This is a genomic window from Streptomyces sp. NPDC057963 (assembly GCF_042887155.1).
GTDB lineage: Bacteria > Actinomycetota > Actinomycetes > Streptomycetales > Streptomycetaceae > Streptomyces.
Genome location: NZ_JBHVPX010000006.1, coordinates 225,930 through 241,070, shown reverse-complemented (window position 1 = coordinate 241,070; position 15,141 = coordinate 225,930). Strand labels below are relative to the sequence as shown.

16 protein-coding genes and 1 tRNA gene are annotated in these 15,141 nt (G+C 70.6%); 12 read left to right on the top strand and 5 right to left on the bottom strand.

Annotation, left to right across the window (positions count from 1 at the left end; genetic code table 11):
* The first annotated feature begins 282 nt into the window (after positions 1–282).
* Positions 283–3,033, top strand: a complete 2,751-nt coding sequence (locus ACFVT1_RS16675) for a penicillin acylase family protein (RefSeq protein WP_389795807.1) — start codon at positions 283–285, stop codon at positions 3,031–3,033.
* Here ACFVT1_RS16675 and ACFVT1_RS16670 read toward each other — a convergent pair.
* Positions 3,023–3,610 carry a 5-formyltetrahydrofolate cyclo-ligase gene (locus tag ACFVT1_RS16670; protein WP_389796195.1) on the bottom strand — a complete coding sequence of 196 codons (588 nt, stop codon included), beginning with the start codon at positions 3,608–3,610 and terminating at the stop codon, positions 3,023–3,025. The genes ACFVT1_RS16675 and ACFVT1_RS16670 overlap by 11 nt on opposite strands.
* Before the next feature lie 105 nt (positions 3,611–3,715).
* On the opposite strand from ACFVT1_RS16670, the gene galU reads away from it, so the two are divergent.
* The 7 genes from galU to ACFVT1_RS16635 all read left to right on the top strand — a co-directional run bounded on the left by galU (position 3,716) and on the right by ACFVT1_RS16635 (position 9,202).
* Positions 3,716–4,618 carry a UTP--glucose-1-phosphate uridylyltransferase GalU gene (gene galU / locus ACFVT1_RS16665; RefSeq protein ID WP_362199643.1) on the top strand — a complete coding sequence of 301 codons (903 nt, stop codon included), beginning with the start codon at positions 3,716–3,718 and terminating at the stop codon, positions 4,616–4,618.
* Positions 4,619–4,622: 4 nt separating this feature from the next.
* Entirely contained in the window at positions 4,623–5,936 is a 1,314-nt protein-coding gene (gene glp, locus ACFVT1_RS16660) for a gephyrin-like molybdotransferase Glp (RefSeq protein ID WP_389795804.1), read from the top strand.
* A 123-nt stretch (positions 5,937–6,059) separates the two neighbouring features.
* The gene (gene moaC, locus ACFVT1_RS16655) at positions 6,060–6,560 is read left to right on the top strand and encodes a cyclic pyranopterin monophosphate synthase MoaC (RefSeq protein ID WP_389795803.1); all 501 of its coding nucleotides are present in this window, start codon (positions 6,060–6,062) and stop codon (positions 6,558–6,560) included.
* Entirely contained in the window at positions 6,557–7,114 is a 558-nt protein-coding gene (locus ACFVT1_RS16650; protein WP_389795801.1) for a molybdenum cofactor biosynthesis protein B, read from the top strand. Before moaC ends, ACFVT1_RS16650 begins: the two co-directional genes overlap by 4 nt.
* Positions 7,115–7,131: 17 nt before the next feature.
* Positions 7,132–7,743 (top strand): GNAT family N-acetyltransferase, encoded by a 612-nt coding sequence (locus ACFVT1_RS16645; RefSeq protein ID WP_389795800.1) that lies wholly within the window; start codon positions 7,132–7,134, stop codon positions 7,741–7,743.
* Positions 7,744–7,901: 158 nt separating this feature from the next.
* Complete coding sequence (gene glpR / locus ACFVT1_RS16640) at positions 7,902–9,032, top strand: gephyrin-like molybdotransferase receptor GlpR (RefSeq protein ID WP_389795798.1); 1,131 nt, start codon at positions 7,902–7,904, stop codon at positions 9,030–9,032.
* A 96-nt stretch (positions 9,033–9,128) separates the two neighbouring features.
* Positions 9,129–9,202, top strand: a tRNA-Ala gene (locus ACFVT1_RS16635).
* A 124-nt stretch (positions 9,203–9,326) separates the two neighbouring features.
* Here ACFVT1_RS16635 and ACFVT1_RS16630 read toward each other — a convergent pair.
* Positions 9,327–9,599 (bottom strand): hypothetical protein, encoded by a 273-nt coding sequence (locus ACFVT1_RS16630; RefSeq protein WP_389795796.1) that lies wholly within the window; start codon positions 9,597–9,599, stop codon positions 9,327–9,329.
* A gap of 219 nt (positions 9,600–9,818) precedes the next feature.
* Here ACFVT1_RS16630 and ACFVT1_RS16625 point away from each other — a divergent pair, with 219 nt between their 5' ends.
* Both ACFVT1_RS16625 and ACFVT1_RS16620 read left to right on the top strand, forming a co-directional pair.
* Positions 9,819–10,448, top strand: a complete 630-nt coding sequence (locus ACFVT1_RS16625; RefSeq protein ID WP_389795794.1) for a helix-turn-helix domain-containing protein — start codon at positions 9,819–9,821, stop codon at positions 10,446–10,448.
* Between the two features lie 198 nt (positions 10,449–10,646).
* Entirely contained in the window at positions 10,647–11,432 is a 786-nt protein-coding gene (locus ACFVT1_RS16620; RefSeq protein WP_389795792.1) for an SAM-dependent methyltransferase, read from the top strand.
* A 60-nt stretch (positions 11,433–11,492) separates the two neighbouring features.
* Here the strand turns inward: ACFVT1_RS16620 and ACFVT1_RS16615 are convergent, their stop codons facing one another.
* From ACFVT1_RS16615 to ACFVT1_RS16605, 3 genes are all read right to left on the bottom strand, one after another.
* Positions 11,493–11,975 carry a GNAT family N-acetyltransferase gene (locus ACFVT1_RS16615; protein WP_389795790.1) on the bottom strand — a complete coding sequence of 161 codons (483 nt, stop codon included), beginning with the start codon at positions 11,973–11,975 and terminating at the stop codon, positions 11,493–11,495.
* Between the two features lie 327 nt (positions 11,976–12,302).
* Entirely contained in the window at positions 12,303–12,524 is a 222-nt protein-coding gene (locus ACFVT1_RS16610) for a hypothetical protein (protein ID WP_389795789.1), read from the bottom strand.
* Between the two features lie 252 nt (positions 12,525–12,776).
* Complete coding sequence (locus tag ACFVT1_RS16605) at positions 12,777–13,223, bottom strand: hypothetical protein (RefSeq protein ID WP_389795788.1); 447 nt, start codon at positions 13,221–13,223, stop codon at positions 12,777–12,779.
* A 36-nt stretch (positions 13,224–13,259) separates the two neighbouring features.
* On the opposite strand from ACFVT1_RS16605, the gene ACFVT1_RS16600 reads away from it, so the two are divergent.
* Both ACFVT1_RS16600 and ACFVT1_RS16595 read left to right on the top strand, forming a co-directional pair.
* Positions 13,260–13,736, top strand: a complete 477-nt coding sequence (locus ACFVT1_RS16600; protein WP_389795786.1) for a hypothetical protein — start codon at positions 13,260–13,262, stop codon at positions 13,734–13,736.
* Between the two features lie 99 nt (positions 13,737–13,835).
* On the top strand, positions 13,836–15,104 hold the full coding sequence (locus ACFVT1_RS16595; protein ID WP_389795785.1) for a hypothetical protein: 1,269 nt from the start codon (positions 13,836–13,838) through the stop codon (positions 15,102–15,104).
* The last annotated feature ends 37 nt before the right edge of the window (positions 15,105–15,141 follow it).

Below are 15,141 nucleotides of genomic sequence, written 5' to 3'. Positions count from 1 at the left end.
AGCAGGACCAGTGAGCAGGCGAGCAGGAGTTCGTTGAGCGCGTGGACAGTCAGTGGCCGTTCCTTCCCTGCGGACGCCTGCCGAATCGACCCTCGGCATCGGCCGATCCCGGCCGGTACTTCGTTACCTTACCTAATCTTTAACGCTTTCTTGACGCGTTCGATCGTTCGTACGGGCACGGTGGAATTCGAACCCATCCCGATGCCGCGTCAGAGCCGCCCCGGTGCTGCGCCTATGGTTGCTCCTGCACTCCCAGGACCACCTGCCCCTCGAAGGACAGCGATGCCCGCCAACACAACCGCCTCTTCCGGCACCACCGGTTCCGCCGGTGGGAAGACCGGCAGGAAGAAGGGGCGACGTGCCCGCCTGATCGTGATCGTTCTGGTGCTGGCGCTTGTCGCGGGTATCGGTTACGGCGCGTTCTGGTCCGTATCGACCGTGCGGGCCTCGTACCCGCAGACGACCGGGTCGCTCAAGCTCGACGGCCTCGACGGCACCGTCGACGTCAAGCGCGACTCCTATGGAATCCCGCAGCTGTACGCGGACTCCGACGCCGACCTCTTCCGCGCCCAGGGCTTCGTGCAGGCGCAGGACCGCTTCTGGGAGATGGACGTCCGCCGTCACATGACGGCGGGCCGGCTCTCCGAGATGTTCGGGTCCGGGCAGGTCGAGACGGACTCCTTCCTGCGCACACTCGGCTGGCGCAAGGTCGCCCAGGAGGAGTACGACAAGGTCCTGTCCGCGGACACCAAGAAGAACCTCCAGGCGTACGCGGACGGCGTCAACGCCTACCTCAAGGGGCGCGACGGCAAGGAGATCTCCGTCGAGTACGCCGCCCTCGGCTTCACCAACGACTACAAGCCGGCCGAATGGACCCCGGTCGACTCGGTCGCCTGGCTCAAGGCCATGGCCTGGGACCTGCGCGGCAACATGCAGGACGAGATCGACCGCTCGCTGATGACCAGCAGGCTGGACGCGAAGCAGATCGAGGACCTGTACCCGCCCTACCAGTACGGCAAGCACAAGCCGATCGTCGACCGGGGCGCGATCTCTCCGGTCACCGGGAAGTTCGACCTGGACGCGACACCGTCCGACACCCTCGGTTCGAGCACCGCGCAGGGCGCCACCGAGGGCCTGAACACCCAGCTCTCCTCGCTCTCCGACACCCTCGACCAGATCCCGGCGCTCCTCGGCCCGAACGGCAACGGCATCGGGTCCAACTCCTGGGTGGTCTCCGGCGACTACACGACGACCGACAAGCCGCTGCTCGCCAACGACCCGCACCTGGCGCCGCAGCTGCCCTCGCTCTGGTACCAGATGGGGCTGCACTGCCGCGAGATCTCGGCGAAGTGCCAGTACGACACCGCCGGCTACACCTTCTCCGGCATGCCCGGCGTGATCATCGGTCACAACCAGGACATCGCCTGGGGCTTCACCAACCTGGGCGCGGACGTCACCGACCTCTTCCTGGAGAAGGTCTCCGGCGACGGCTACATGTACGACGGCAAGGTCAAGCCCTTCACCGTCCGCGAGGAGACCATCAAGGTCGCGGGCGGCAAGAGCCGGCACATCACGGTCCGCGAGACCAACAACGGTCCGCTGGTCTCCGACCGCAGCGGCGAACTGGAGAAGGTCGGCCAGAAGGCCCCCGTCGGCAACTCGGCCCCGGACCGGGCCGACGGTTACGCGGTCGCCCTGAAGTGGACGGCGCTGGATCCCGGCCACTCCATGGACGCGGTCTTCGAGCTCAACCGGGCCAAGGACTTCCCGTCCTTCCGCAAGGCCGCGGCGCACTTCGAGGTCCCCTCGCAGAACCTCGTCTACGCCGACACCAAGGGCCACATCGGCTACCAGGCTCCCGGAAAGATCCCGGTCCGCCTCAAGGGCAACGGCACGATGCCCAGCCCCGGCTGGTCCTCGGAGTACGGCTGGAAGAAGGACCCGGTTCCGTTCGACGAGCTGCCCTACGAGTACGACCCGAAGCGCGGCTACATCGTCACCGCCAACCAGGCCGTCATCGACGAGAAGAAGTACCCCCACCTGCTCACCGAGGACTGGGGCTACGGCAGCCGCAGCCAGCGGATCAACGACCTCATCGAGTCGAAGATCAAGGACGGCGGGAAGATCTCGACCGAAGACATGCAGAAGATGCAGATGGACAACACCAGCGAGATCGCCGCGCTGCTGGTGCCCGAGCTGATGAAGATCAATATCTCGGACAAGAGCGTCCGCGAGGCACAGAAGCTCCTGGAGGGCTGGGACTACACCCAGGAACCCGACTCGGCAGCGGCCGCGTACTTCAACGCGGTCTGGCGCAACATCCTCAAGCTGGCCTTCGGTGACAAGCTGCCCAAGGAGCTGCGGGTCGAGGGCGAGTGCCTGTACGCGCCGCGGGTCGACAGTTCGGGCCCGGTCGACGAGCAGGGCAAGCTGGTGCGCGAGTGCGGCCGGCGCGCGGCGGACACGGCGCAGCCGGACGGCGGCGACCGCTGGTACCAGGTGGTCTCGGACCTGATGGACGACCCGAAGAGCGACTGGTGGAAGACGCCGGAGCGCGGCCGGGACAAGGCGACCGACAACCGCGACCAGCTCTTCGCCCGCGCCATGGCGGACGCCCGCTGGGAGCTGACCGCCGAGCTCGGCAAGGACATCACCACGTGGAGCTGGGGCCGGCTGCACCAGCTGACCCTGAAGAACCAGACCCTCGGAACCGAGGGCCCCGGCCTGCTCCAGCGGGTCCTCAACCGCGGCCCGTGGAACCTCGGCGGCGGTGAGGCCGCGGTGAACGCCACCGGCTGGAACGCGGCGGGCGGCTACGACGTCGTCTGGGTGCCGTCGATGCGGATGGTGGTCAACGTGGGGGACTGGGACAAGTCCCGCTGGATCAACCTCACCGGCGCCTCCGGACACGCGTTCAGCGCGCACTACACCGATCAGACCGACAAGTGGGTCAAGGGCGATCTGCTCGACTGGTCCTTCGGGACGAACGCCGTCACCGGGGCGACGACCGACACCCTGACCCTCAAACCGTAGGGCCCGTCCGGCGGGTCCTTGCCGGAGTCACCACCGCGTCCACGGGGTGGTCGTGCGGTTCCTCGGGAACCTGCGCGACCACCTCGTTGTCGTACAGCAGGACGATCAGCGCCGGGTGCGCCCCCGCCGCGGCGAGCCGGGCCAGCACCCGGTCGTAGCTGCCGCCGCCGCGCCCCAGCCGCATCCCGCGCCCGTCCACCGCGAGACCCGGCAGCAGGACCACGTCGGCGTCCAGAACCGCGTCGGGACCGAGCCGCTCGCCGTCCGGCTCCAGCAGCCCGCGGCCGGCCCGGACCAGCCGGCCGGCTCCCTCGTACGGCGCCCAGTCCAGATCGTTGTCCGCGAGGAGCACCGGCAGCAGCACCCGGACGCCCCGCGCGCGCAGCGCGTCCAGCAGGGGGCGGGTGCCCGGTTCACTCCCCACCGAGACATACGCGGCGACGGTACGGGCTCCGGACAACTCCGGAAGACGCAATGCGCCCCGGGACAGAACCGCCGCGGCGTTTTCTACGTCTTCCCTGGTGAGAAGGGTTCGCGCGGCCAGCAGTTCGCGTCTGAGGAGCGCCTTTCGGGACATCTCGGTGTTCAAGGGGCACCCTGGATCTCTCGTATGCTCATATAGACGTACAAAGTTAACCGGAGTCCCCTCTTCGGCCCATGGGCACCGGTTATGGTTCTGCGCATGACTCAGTCGCACACCAGGATCAGCAAGGCCGTCATCCCGGCCGCAGGGCTCGGTACCCGCTTTCTGCCGGCGACCAAAGCCACTCCCAAGGAGATGCTGCCTGTCGTCGACAAGCCCGCGATCCAGTACGTCGTCGAAGAAGCGGTGGCCGCCGGCCTCTCCGACGTCCTGATGATCACCGGCCGCAACAAGCGCCCCCTTGAGGACCACTTCGACCGCAACTACGAGCTGGAGTCCGCGCTCACCCGCAAGGGAGACGCCGAACGGCTCCAGAAGGTCCAGGAGTCGAGCGACCTGGCCACCATGCACTACGTCCGGCAGGGCGACCCCCGCGGTCTCGGCCACGCCGTGCTGTGCGCGGCGCCGCACGTCGGCGACCAGCCGTTCGCGGTCCTCCTCGGCGACGACCTCATCGACCCGCGCGACCCCCTGCTGGCCCGCATGGTCGAGGTCCAGGAGCGCGAGGGCGGCAGCGTCGTCGCGCTGATGGAGGTCGCGCCGGAGCAGATCCACATGTACGGCTGCGCGGCCGTCGAGCAGACCGCGCAGGACGGCGTGGTGCGCGTGACCGGCCTCGTCGAGAAGCCCGACGCGGCCGAGGCGCCCAGCAACCTCGCCATCATCGGCCGCTACGTCCTCGACCCCGCCGTCTTCGACATACTGCGCAAGACCGAGCCGGGGCGCGGCGGTGAGATCCAGCTCACCGACGCCCTGCAACTCCTCGCCGAGGACGAGAAGATCGGCGGACCCGTGCACGGCGTCGTCTTCAAGGGGCGCCGCTATGACACCGGCGACCGGAGCGACTACCTCCGCGCCATCGTCCGGCTCGCGTGCGAACGTGAAGACCTGGGCCCCGACTTCCGGGCCTGGCTCCGCAGTTACGTGACCGAGGAGATGTAGCACCTTGAGCAGCAGCCCGATCTGGTCGGTGGACGAGCACCTGGAAGACATTCTCGGCACGGTGCGGCCGCTCGAACCCATCGAGCTGCAACTGCACGACGCCCAGGGCTGCGTCCTCGTCGAGGACGTCGTCGTGGGGATCTCCCTGCCGCCCTTCGACAACAGCTCGATGGACGGGTACGCCGTCCGCGTCGCCGATGTCGAGGGCGCCGACGAGGAGTTTCCCGCGGTGCTCACCGTCATCGGTGACGTCATGGCCGGCAGCGCCGGGCTGCCCGGGGACCGGAGCGTCGGTCCGGGCGAGGCCGCCCGCATCATGACCGGCGCCCCGCTGCCGCCCGGTGCCGAGGCCGTGGTCCCGGTCGAGTGGACCGACGGCGGTACGGGCGGCGGCCCCGCCGACACCATGCGCGCCCACCGCGACGCCCCCGAGGGCGCGAGCGGTGAGGTCCGCGTCCACCGCCCCGTCGGGGCCCGTGCCCATGTGAGGGCCCGCGGCAGCGACGTCAGGCCGGGCGACCTGGCGCTGCGCGCCGGGTCGGTGGTCGGCCCGCCGCAGATCGGTCTGCTCGCCGCGATCGGCCGCTCGACGGTGAAGGTGCGGCCCCGGCCGCGCGTCGTCGTCATCTCGACCGGCAGCGAACTGGTGCAGCCGGGCGAGGAGCTGACCGGCGGCCGGATCTACGACTCCAACAGCTTCGCGCTCACGGCCGCGGCCCGGGACGCCGGAGCGATCGCCTACCGGGTCGGCGCCGTCACCGACGACGCCGACACGCTCCGCGCCACGATCGAGGACCAGCTGATCCGCGCCGACATCGTCGTCACCACCGGTGGCGTCAGCGTCGGCGCGTACGACGTCGTCAAGGAAGCCCTGTCGTCGGTGGGCGACGAGGACGAGCCCGGCAGCGGCATCGACTTCCGCAGGCTCGCCATGCAGCCCGGCAAGCCGCAGGGCTTCGGCTCGATCGGCCCCGACCACACACCGCTGCTGGCGCTCCCGGGCAACCCCGTCTCGTCGTACGTCTCCTTCGAGCTGTTCGTACGGCCCGCGATCCGCGTCCTGATGGGCCTCCAGGACGTGAACCGCCCCACCGTGCGGGCCGCGCTGAACACCGACGAGGCGCTGTCCTCCCCGGCCGGCAGGCGCCAGTTCCTGCGCGGTACGTACGACGCGGAGGCCGGCACCGTCACCCCCGTCGGCGGCTCCGGGTCGCATCTGATCGCCGCCCTCGCCCAGGCGGACGCGCTGATCGTGCTGCCGGAGGACGTCACCTCCGCCGAGCCCGGCACGGACACCGAAGTGATCCTGCTCCGCTGACCCCCCGGCGGTGGCGGTACGGTATCTGCCGCTGTGCCGTCCCGGGGACACCCCCGGGCCGCCGGCCCGCGCCCCGGCGCGCGCCGAGCGGGCAACCGGCGCCCTACCGCGAGGCGGAGTGAGTTGAGTACGCAGAACAGGCTGACGCACATCGACGAGGCGGGAGCGGCCCGCATGGTCGACGTCTCGGAGAAGGACGTCACCGCGCGGGTGGCCGGCGCCAGCGGCCGGGTCCTCGTCTCGCCGCGCGTCGTCGAACTGCTCCGCGGCGAAGGGGTCCCCAAGGGCGACGCCCTCGCCACCGCCCGGATCGCCGGGATCATGGGCGCCAAGCGCACCCCCGAGCTGATCCCGCTCTGCCACCCGCTCGCCCTCTCCGGCGTCGAGGTCGCACTGAGCGTCGCCGACGACGCGGTGGAGATCACCGCCACGGTGCGGACCACGGACCGCACCGGCGTCGAGATGGAGGCCCTGACCGCCGTCTCGGTCGCCGCGCTCACCGTGATCGACATGGTCAAGGCGGTCGACAAGGCGGCGGTCATCACCGATGTACGGGTCGAGTCGAAGTCGGGCGGCGCGTCCGGCGAGTACCGGCGCACCGCACCGGACGGGGCGGACGCATGACCGCGCCCGAGGGAGCGGCGGGCGGTGGAGCGGCCGGAGCCCCCGGCGGCACCGCGCCGTCCGCCTACCGCGCCCTTGTGGTGACCGCGTCGAACCGTGCCTCCGCCGGGGTCTACGAGGACCGGGGCGGTCCCCTGATCTCCGAGGCGCTGACGCAGCTCGGCTTCGCCGTCGACGGGCCGCGGGTCGTGCCCGACGGCGACCCGGTCGAACAGGCGCTGCGCGCCGGGGTGGCCGCCGGGTACGACGTCATCGTCACCACCGGCGGTACGGGCATCTCGCCCACCGACCGCACCCCCGACGCCACCCGCCGCGTCCTCGACCACGAGATCCCCGGCATCCCCGAGGCGATCCGCGCCGAGGGCCGTGCCAAGGTGCCCACGGCGGCGCTCTCCCGCGGCCTGGCCGGCGTCGCCGGCCGCACGCTCATCGTGAACCTGCCGGGCTCCACCGGCGGGGTGCGCGACGGCCTCGCTGTCCTCGCACGTCTCCTGGTGCACGCCGTCGACCAGCTTCGCGGCGGCGATCACCCCCGACCCGGGAGCCCGAGCTGAACGTCCCGACCTGGCCGGTGGTCCTCACGGACGGAGGGGTCACCCTCCGTCCGGTGAAACTGCGCGACCAGCGCATGTGGCGCGAGGTCAACCGGCGCAACCGCGACTGGCTGCGCCCCTGGGAGGCGACCGTGCCGCCGCCCGCCCCGGGCGGCCCGGTGGCCCAGCGCCCCACCTACCGTCAGATGGTCCGGCATCTGCGCTCCGAGGCCAACGCGGGCCGGATGCTGCCCTTCGCCATCGAGTACGAGGGCCGCCTGGTCGGCCAGCTGACGGTCGCCGGGATTACCTGGGGCTCGATGTGCTCGGGCCACGTCGGCTACTGGGTCGACCAGGACGTGGCGGGCCGCGGTGTGATGCCGACCGCGGTCGCCCTCGCGGTCGACCACTGCTTCCAAAGGGTCGGGCTGCACCGCATCGAGGTGTGCATCCGGCCGGAGAACGGGCCCAGCAGAAGGGTCGTTGAGAAACTGGGATTCCGCGAGGAAGGTCTGCGTCCGCGCTATCTCCACATCGACGGCGCGTGGCGGGACCATCTGATCTACGCGCTCACCGCGGAGGAAGTGCCCGACGGGCTGCTCCGGCGCTGGCACCGGGCACGACCCGGAACACCACGGAAAATAAAATAAATGTTCGATATCGGTCGGCATATGACCGCAAACAGACGCGCAAACACGCACTGCCGGTCTGAACAATCACAAAAAAAGTCCTTGAGATCAGCCGGATCGTGCGACACACCGGGCCAATTGGCGGATGCCGCCGTGCAAACCCCTCTACGGTGTGAGACGTGAGCAGCAGCGGCCTCATCTACGCAGTCATCGTCGGGGCCTGGGCCGCCTACTTGGTGCCGATGTGGCTCCGCAGGCAGGACGAGCTCAACGAAGCCCGTCCGACGGAACGCTTCAGCACCGCCATCCGGCTGCTGTCCGGACGGGCGGCGATGGAGCGCCGGTATGCCAAGGAGTTGCGGGGGCGCACCGCAGAGGAGGCGGGGCCCGACGCCGACCCGGACGTCGCCACGGACCGATTGGATTCCGTGGACGTCCGGGCCTTCGCCGCGCCTCCGGCGCATACCGAGGCCCGGATGCACGACCCGGTACGGACGCCCGAGCGCGCGGACCGGGAGCGTCCCGAACCCGCGGCCGGTTCCGCGCGGCGCGCGCGCCCGCGCTCCGGCGGGGCGGACGCCGAGCGCGTGCGGCGCGCCCAGCGCCTCCAGGTCCTGGCGCGCCGTCGGCGCACCACCGTCGTCCTCTTCCTCGCCTTCACCCTCGGTGCGGTCGTCGCGGCGGTCGGCGGCCTCGGCTTCCTGTGGGCGCCCGCGGTTCCGGCGGTGCTGCTGAGCGCGTACATCGTGCACCTGCGGTCCCAGGAGCGACGCCGGTTCGCCTTCACCATGGACCGGCGGCGGGCCGAGGTGGCGGCGCAGCATCTGCGCGAGAACCGTCCCCGCAGGCATCAGCCGGCCGCGTCGGCGCCCGCCGAGGCCGACGAGGAGCCCGAAGCGCGCCACCCCGAGCCCGAGCCCGCCCCCGCGGTCTCCCCGCAGGAGGCCGGCCGCCGCGCCCTGGTCGAGCAGACGGACCACGCGGAGTGGGTCGACCAGCAGCGCGAACGCGGCCGGGCGCAGGGCGACAGCTGGGAGCCGGTCCCGGTCCCGCTGCCGACGTACGTCACCGCTCCGGTCGCCCCGCGCGCCACGGGCGGCGTCGAGGTCGGCAACCCGGAGACCTGGAGCGCGGCCCGCTCCAGCACCGCCGAGCCCACCCCGACAGGCACCTCGCACCCCGCGGCGCCTCCCGTCGATCCGGCGCCGCGCCAGCGCACCAACCAGTCCCGCCGCACCCGCGACCGTGGCCGGACGCCGCTCTTCGACCAGTACGAGGACGGGGAACGCCCCCGTGCCGCCAACGAGTGAGCCCTTCGGCCCCTGCGGCGAGGCCGGCTCGGCTGACCAGCAAGGACCGGATTTCCGAGCACCCCCGTGGGGGTGCTAGAGTTTCACTCGTTGCAAGGGCCTGTGGCGCAGTCTGGTAGCGCACCTCGTTCGCATCGAGGGGGTCTGGGGTTCAAATCCCCACAGGTCCACCGCACACACAAGATCCCGTCCGATCGAAAGATCGGGCGGGATTTTGTCGTTGGGGTTCGTTCTCCGTTCGTTTCGGTCCGTTCTCCGTGACGAGCCCGTGCGGGGGCGGGGTCTCACGGGCCGTCAGCGACGGCGGGCGGCCCGCAGCCAGACGATGTCGACCGCCGCGATCGCACCCCAGATCCAGCAGACGGCGGCAATGCCGGGCGGTGCGAGCGCTGTTGCGAGGGTGCCGAGTGCGACCGTGCCCAGCACCACCCGGGCGCCGCGCCCCACGGTCAGGGAGGCGCGCAGCGGTCCCGGCTCGGTCAGGCGGTCGGAGAGGTAGGCGTCGAACGCCTCCGCGACCTGGTCGTCGATCTCGTCCCGCAGCCGGGCATCCAGCGAGTCGGACATGAGTGGCCGCCCCGGCCGATCCGGCTGCCGCCGCCCGGGAAGCTGCCGTCCGGAAGGCTGCCGTCCGGAAGGCTGTGGTCCTGCTGCCGTCCCGGCTGTCGGCGGCAGCCTTCTGCCGGTCAGGTCTCTTCGCATCTCGGCCCCCGTGATTCCCGGCGCCCGGCGGCGCCTCCCGGACAACGTAGCTATTGCAGAGATATTCTGCAAACAGTCTCTGCGGTGATTGCAGAGAATCTCGGCAGTATGCTGGCCGCCATGGTCGAGCGTCCCGAGAAGAGAGTGCTCACCGGTCCGGACCTCAAGGCCTTCCACAAGGCGCTGTCCAACCCGGTGCGCCGCGACATCCTGAGCTACCTAGGCGAGCACGGCGCGGCAAACTCCACCAGCGTCGCCAAGGCCCTCGGCGAGTCCACCGGCACCACCAGTTATCACCTGCGCAAGCTCGCCGACCTCGATCTGATCGCGGAGATCGAGGAGCGTTCCACCGGGCGGGAGCGCTGGTGGAAGTCGCTCATGACGAACATCTACACGCCGCCCGGTCTGGAGATGACGCCGGACGAACGCGAGGCCGCCGTGAAGATCGGCGTGCTCAAGATGACCCATGACCTGAACCTGGTCGTGCGGGCGTACGCCGGGTACGACGCGGGGGCGGGCTGGAACCAGATCTACCGCGCCGGGCTGCGGATGACGAAGGAACAGGTCGCCTCGTTCGCCGAGGAGTACCAGGCGCTGGTGCACAAGTACGCGAGCGAGCCGGGCGAACACCCGCCGGGCTCACGCCAGATGGCCGTACGCCTGGTGATGCTGCCCGACGACGGCGGCGCACCGCCGCCCGACGGCGGCCCGTGACGGAAGGCGGTGCCGGGCGGGGCCGCGGGGCGGTCGTCCACGGCTGCCGCGGCTCCCGGGGCGCCCGGCGCCCGGCGGTGTCGGCGGGGCCAACTACGCTGGTGGCGCCCACCCGTTTCGACGGGTCCTGCCGGGGGTGTTCCCCTGTCGGGCGGAGTTCTCAGCTGCTCGTGATTTCCCCGTACGGAGGAGGGTCCTGTGACGGCCGGAATGCCCAAGCCACAGATCGACACCAGCAAGCCCCACCCCGCGCGCGTCTACGACTGGCTCCTGGGCGGCAAGGACAACTACCCGGTCGACCAGCAGGTGGGGGAGAAGCTGCCCGGGGAGGCGCGGGGCAACGCGGCGCGGAACCGGGCGTTCATGCACCGGGCCTCCGCCTGGCTGGCGCGGGGCGGGGTCGACCAGTTCCTCGACATCGGCACCGGCATCCCCACGGCGCCCAATCTGCACCAGGTCGTCCAGGCGATCACGCCGACCGCCCGGGTCGTCTACGCGGACAACGACCCGATCGTCCTGCGCCACGCGGAAGCGCTGCTGATCAGCAGCCCGGAAGGGGTCACCGACTACCTCCACGCGGATGTGCGCGAGCCGCTGGCCATCCTCGAACGCGCCCGTGAGCTGCTGGACTTCAGCAGGCCGGTCGCACTGTCCCTGATCGCCCTGATGCACTTCCTGCCCGACGACCAGGATCCGTACGGCATCACCCGCACCCTGGTCGACGCCCTGCCCGTGGGCAGCTTCCTGGTGCTCTCGCACGGCACGGCCGATCAGCATCCGGAGCTGCGGCAGGAGACCGAGACCGCGTACAAGAAGGGGGCCATCCCGCTGCGGATGCGCACCCGGAGCGAGGTCGAGCCCTTCTTCGACGGCCTGGACCTCGTCGAGCCCGGGTTGGTGTACGCCCCGGAGTGGTACCAGGAGGAGCCCGCGCCGGCGCAGGAGCGCAGCGGTTTCTACGTGGGCGTCGGGCGGGTGCGCTGATACGCGGGTGCCGGGCGGGTGCGCTGAGAGCCGTCCGGGACCCGGGAGCGTCCGGGTCCGCTACCGCAGCGGCTTCGCGAAGCAGCGGCTGCTCTCGTACGTGCGGTAGTGGCCGAACTTCCGGCACAGGGTGTAGCCGCTGGAGGTGTACAGCGCGATGGCCTCGGGCTGCTGGTCCCCGGTCTCCAGCACCATCCGGCTGCGGCCCGCCGCCCGCGCGTCCGCTTCCAGGGCGGCCAGGATGCGGCGCGCCAGCCCGTTGCCACGGCCCTCGGGTATCACGAACATCCGCTTGAGCTCGGCGTCGCCGTCGGAGTAGCCCTGGTCGTTCCGGTCCTGGGAGCGCCAGCCTCCGGTGGCGACGGGGCGGCCCTGTGCGTCGTAGGCGAGGAGGTACAGGCCGTTCGGCGGCTCGAACATCGAGGCGTCGAGCGGTGTGACATCGCCCTCGTCGTCGCCGTACCGGGCCGCGTATTCGAGCTGGACCTGGGCGTTGAGTCTGACGGCATCGGGGTGGTCGAAGGGGCGGGGGTGGATATTCATGCGGAACATGGTACATGTATGCGGATGGTGAGTGTCGGTATCGTACCGGAATGCTCACTGTGACCACCGACATCGTGTGCAAAACGCTTTGCTCCTGACTTGCCGAAACGCAGTAGGGCCCCGCATGCACCTGCGGGGCCCTACGCATCGACGCTTACGGCTTGCAACCGGACGCCACCACTCCGTCAGTGAACCACGATGCCCATGCGTGTCCTTGCGTGATGGCGGATCTGAATGGCCACCCGTACCCCGGCCGCCGCCGGCCTCGGGTATGGGCGGGAGCCCGCCCGCGGCTGGTCGGCGCGATGTCACAGCCGCGGGCGGGGGTCAGGGGGTGTGGCAGGTGCAGGTGCAGCCGATCTTTCGGCACTCCTGGTGCAGCGGCGGGTCGTCGAACCGATCAGCGGCGACGCAGAGGGCGCTGACCGGGGAGCCCCACGCGGCCTCCATCCGGGCCAGGCGCGTATCCCATGCCGCCTCGTGCTCCTCGGGGCTCACGAGCTGCGGGCCGGATACGTCCGCGGCTGTGCGCAGGCGGGCAGCGCGCACGGTCGCTCGTGCACGTGGATCGTGATGCCGGGGCCGGTCGCACCGGCCACCTCGTACACCTTCGACTCCTCAGAGGTCATGGGCTGGTCGCAGCGGTCACACATCATCGGCGCGCCTCCCGCCAGGCGCGGGTGAGGCGGACCGCGGTCGGGCAAGGCGAGCAGCGGCAGGCCGCGCACCCGTAGGTGTGGCCCACCAGGGTGCGGTACGCCTCGTCACCGGGCGAGCGGACCGGCGCTGACGTCGGCGCGGTCACGACTGCCCGCCGTCGTCCGGTCGGAGGCCGCGCTGCTCCCGGCACGGCGCGCATGCGTACCGCGGGGCCGCGGGCCCTGAGTCCTCCCCGACAACGTCGATCAGGACTGCAGTCCTGGACGGGCCCTCGTGCCAGTCACACCAGCCTGCTGCGTCGGTCACCGGCGTCCAGGAGCGAGGCGTCGCAGCTGCCCCTTGGTGTACTGAGGTTGGGGCGGCGAGGAGCTGAGCAATGCGCTGGGCGCACTCCTTCTCGTGCCCCTGCTCGCCGATCTCGTATTTGAAGCTGGTGACGTAGTGCCCGTTCGCGGCGACAATTTCCTTGGTGAGGAGACCGTGCAGGGGGTTCGTGGCGTGCAGCCGCATCTCGGGCTCAAGGGCGACTACCTGCAGATCGTACTCACGCAGGTGCCCCGCCAGGCTGTGTAGGTCGGTGGCGTCCATGCCTTGACCATCTCAACTGCGACGGGCGGGAGGGATATGACAACCTATGACACGGAGTTGATCATGCGCACGGTGGCGATCACGGGAACCCGGGAAACGGGGCATCGCCCCCTCGACGAGTACCGCAGCATTTTCGAGCAGTACCTCGCGCCATTTGCACCCGGCGGGCACTTTTACATCGGCGGCGCGAAGGGTGTTGATTCGCTCACCCTGCTGTGGCTCGCGGGCCAGACAAGCGCCACCATCACGATCGTGGTGCCGGGCACCCTCGACCAGCAGCCGGCCGAGGCACGACAGGCGGTCGCCCGTGCGAGGGACCAGATCAAGGACGTCGTGGAGCTTGGCGCGGCCGAGCTGCGGGCCCCGGCCTACCATGCGCGGAACCAGTGGATGGTCGACCGGACGTCGATGACCATCGGGTTTCCCCACGCCACCGAGCCGTCTACCGGCACATGGCAGACGATCACTTACACGGCAGAGCAGGGGAAGCCGCGACTGATTGTGCCGGTGTAGCCCGCAGGCGGTCTCGGGCTGCGTCACCATGGCGGCATGGGTACCCAGACCGCGGGGGCGGCGACGCTGAAACGCCTACGGCATCGCCGCGGGTGGTCCTTGGCCGACGTCGCGCGTGGGCTGACGCATATCGCTGCTGACCTCCGTCACCCGCGCCTGCCCGCAGTGGCGAGCGTGCAACGGTCTGTCGCCCGCTGGGAGTCCGCTGCGCCGACGCTGCCTGACGGCCGGTATCAGCTCCTGCTCGCGCACCTGTATGGCCGTACCCCGGCCGGTCAGATGGCGGTCGGAGCTGGGTCCGATCTCGCCGAGCTTCTCGGGGCACTGCTCGATCTCGGAGAGAGCGAGACCCGGGTCGCCGCCCTGCGTACCGCGCTCATCCGTACGGCCACGGACACCGGCGGCATGCTTTCTCTGCTCGACCCGTCTGCGCAGTCGGAGCTGTCGGTCGCGCTGGCGGATCCGAGCCGGGCAACAGAAGAGACAGCGACCGTACTCGCCGCGGTCGTCGCCGACGTCAACTCGCAGGTTGGCGCCGTGCCGATGGTGCGCCTGCAACTCCTCCTCGCACCAGTTCTCGACGCATGCCGGTCCCTGCAGGAGGGGCCGCTGCCCGGCCCGGTTGCCGATCAGGTGCGGACAGTCGCCGTCGCAGCCTGCGTCTTGGCCGGGAGATTGGCATTCGAGAACCGCGACGACGAGGCATCGCGCGCCCTGTACGCAGCGGCGACCACGCAGGCCGAGGAGCTTGGGGATGCGTGGAGGCGGGCGTCCGTGCACATGAGCCACGCGCTCGTCACGCTCTACTCGTCACCGGACCTCGCCGATGCCCGGCAGCTCGTCGACCAGGCGGTGCGGGCAGCGCGTACGGGCGACAGTGTCCGAGTCAGGGCGCGGGCGCACGCGCTGCAGGCCGAAGTCGCAGCGCGGGCAGGACTGGAGCGGCAGGCGCAGGCGGCCCTCGGGCTAGCGTGGTACGACATCGAGGACCAGGGCGACGGCGACCCATCGGGCAGCAGCTTCTCGGCCGGGCATCTGCGCGGATTCGAGGGAGTGTGTGAGCTGTACATCGGCGACCCGGCGCACGCACATGACCAGTTCGCCGATGCCGCGGCCGCCCTTGTCGCTCCTCGGGAGCAGGTACAGCGGGCGATCGTGACGACCGACCAGGCGCTGGCCCGGATCCGGATGGGTGATCCGCAGTCGGCCGCTGAGCTGCTGCACGAGTGCGTGCTCGCGGCGGCAACGACTGGTGGCCGGGTACCTGCGATCCGTCTTCGGCGGGCCAGGGTAGAGCTGCGGCCGTGGCGCCGGGAGGACTTCGTCGCCGACCTCGATGACCACCTCATGGATGTACTGGGGGCCTGACCTCGGACGCACGAAACCGCCCCCTGAGCCGGCCGAA

What these genes read in the sequence shown, in the direction of transcription:
- ACFVT1_RS16675 (WP_389795807.1), top strand. Translation starts at nt 283, where the DNA reads ATGCCCGCCAACACAACCGCCTCTTCCGGCACCACCGGTTCCGCCGGT.
- ACFVT1_RS16670 (WP_389796195.1), bottom strand. Translation starts at nt 3,610, where the DNA reads ATGTCCCGAAAGGCGCTCCTCAGACGCGAACTGCTGGCCGCGCGAACC.
- galU (WP_362199643.1), top strand. Translation starts at nt 3,716, where the DNA reads ATGACTCAGTCGCACACCAGGATCAGCAAGGCCGTCATCCCGGCCGCA.
- ACFVT1_RS16650 (WP_389795801.1), top strand. Translation starts at nt 6,557, where the DNA reads ATGACCGCGCCCGAGGGAGCGGCGGGCGGTGGAGCGGCCGGAGCCCCC.
- ACFVT1_RS16630 (WP_389795796.1), bottom strand. Translation starts at nt 9,599, where the DNA reads ATGTCCGACTCGCTGGATGCCCGGCTGCGGGACGAGATCGACGACCAG.
- ACFVT1_RS16615 (WP_389795790.1), bottom strand. Translation starts at nt 11,975, where the DNA reads ATGAATATCCACCCCCGCCCCTTCGACCACCCCGATGCCGTCAGACTC.
- ACFVT1_RS16605 (WP_389795788.1), bottom strand. Translation starts at nt 13,223, where the DNA reads ATGGACGCCACCGACCTACACAGCCTGGCGGGGCACCTGCGTGAGTAC.
- ACFVT1_RS16600 (WP_389795786.1), top strand. Translation starts at nt 13,260, where the DNA reads ATGACAACCTATGACACGGAGTTGATCATGCGCACGGTGGCGATCACG.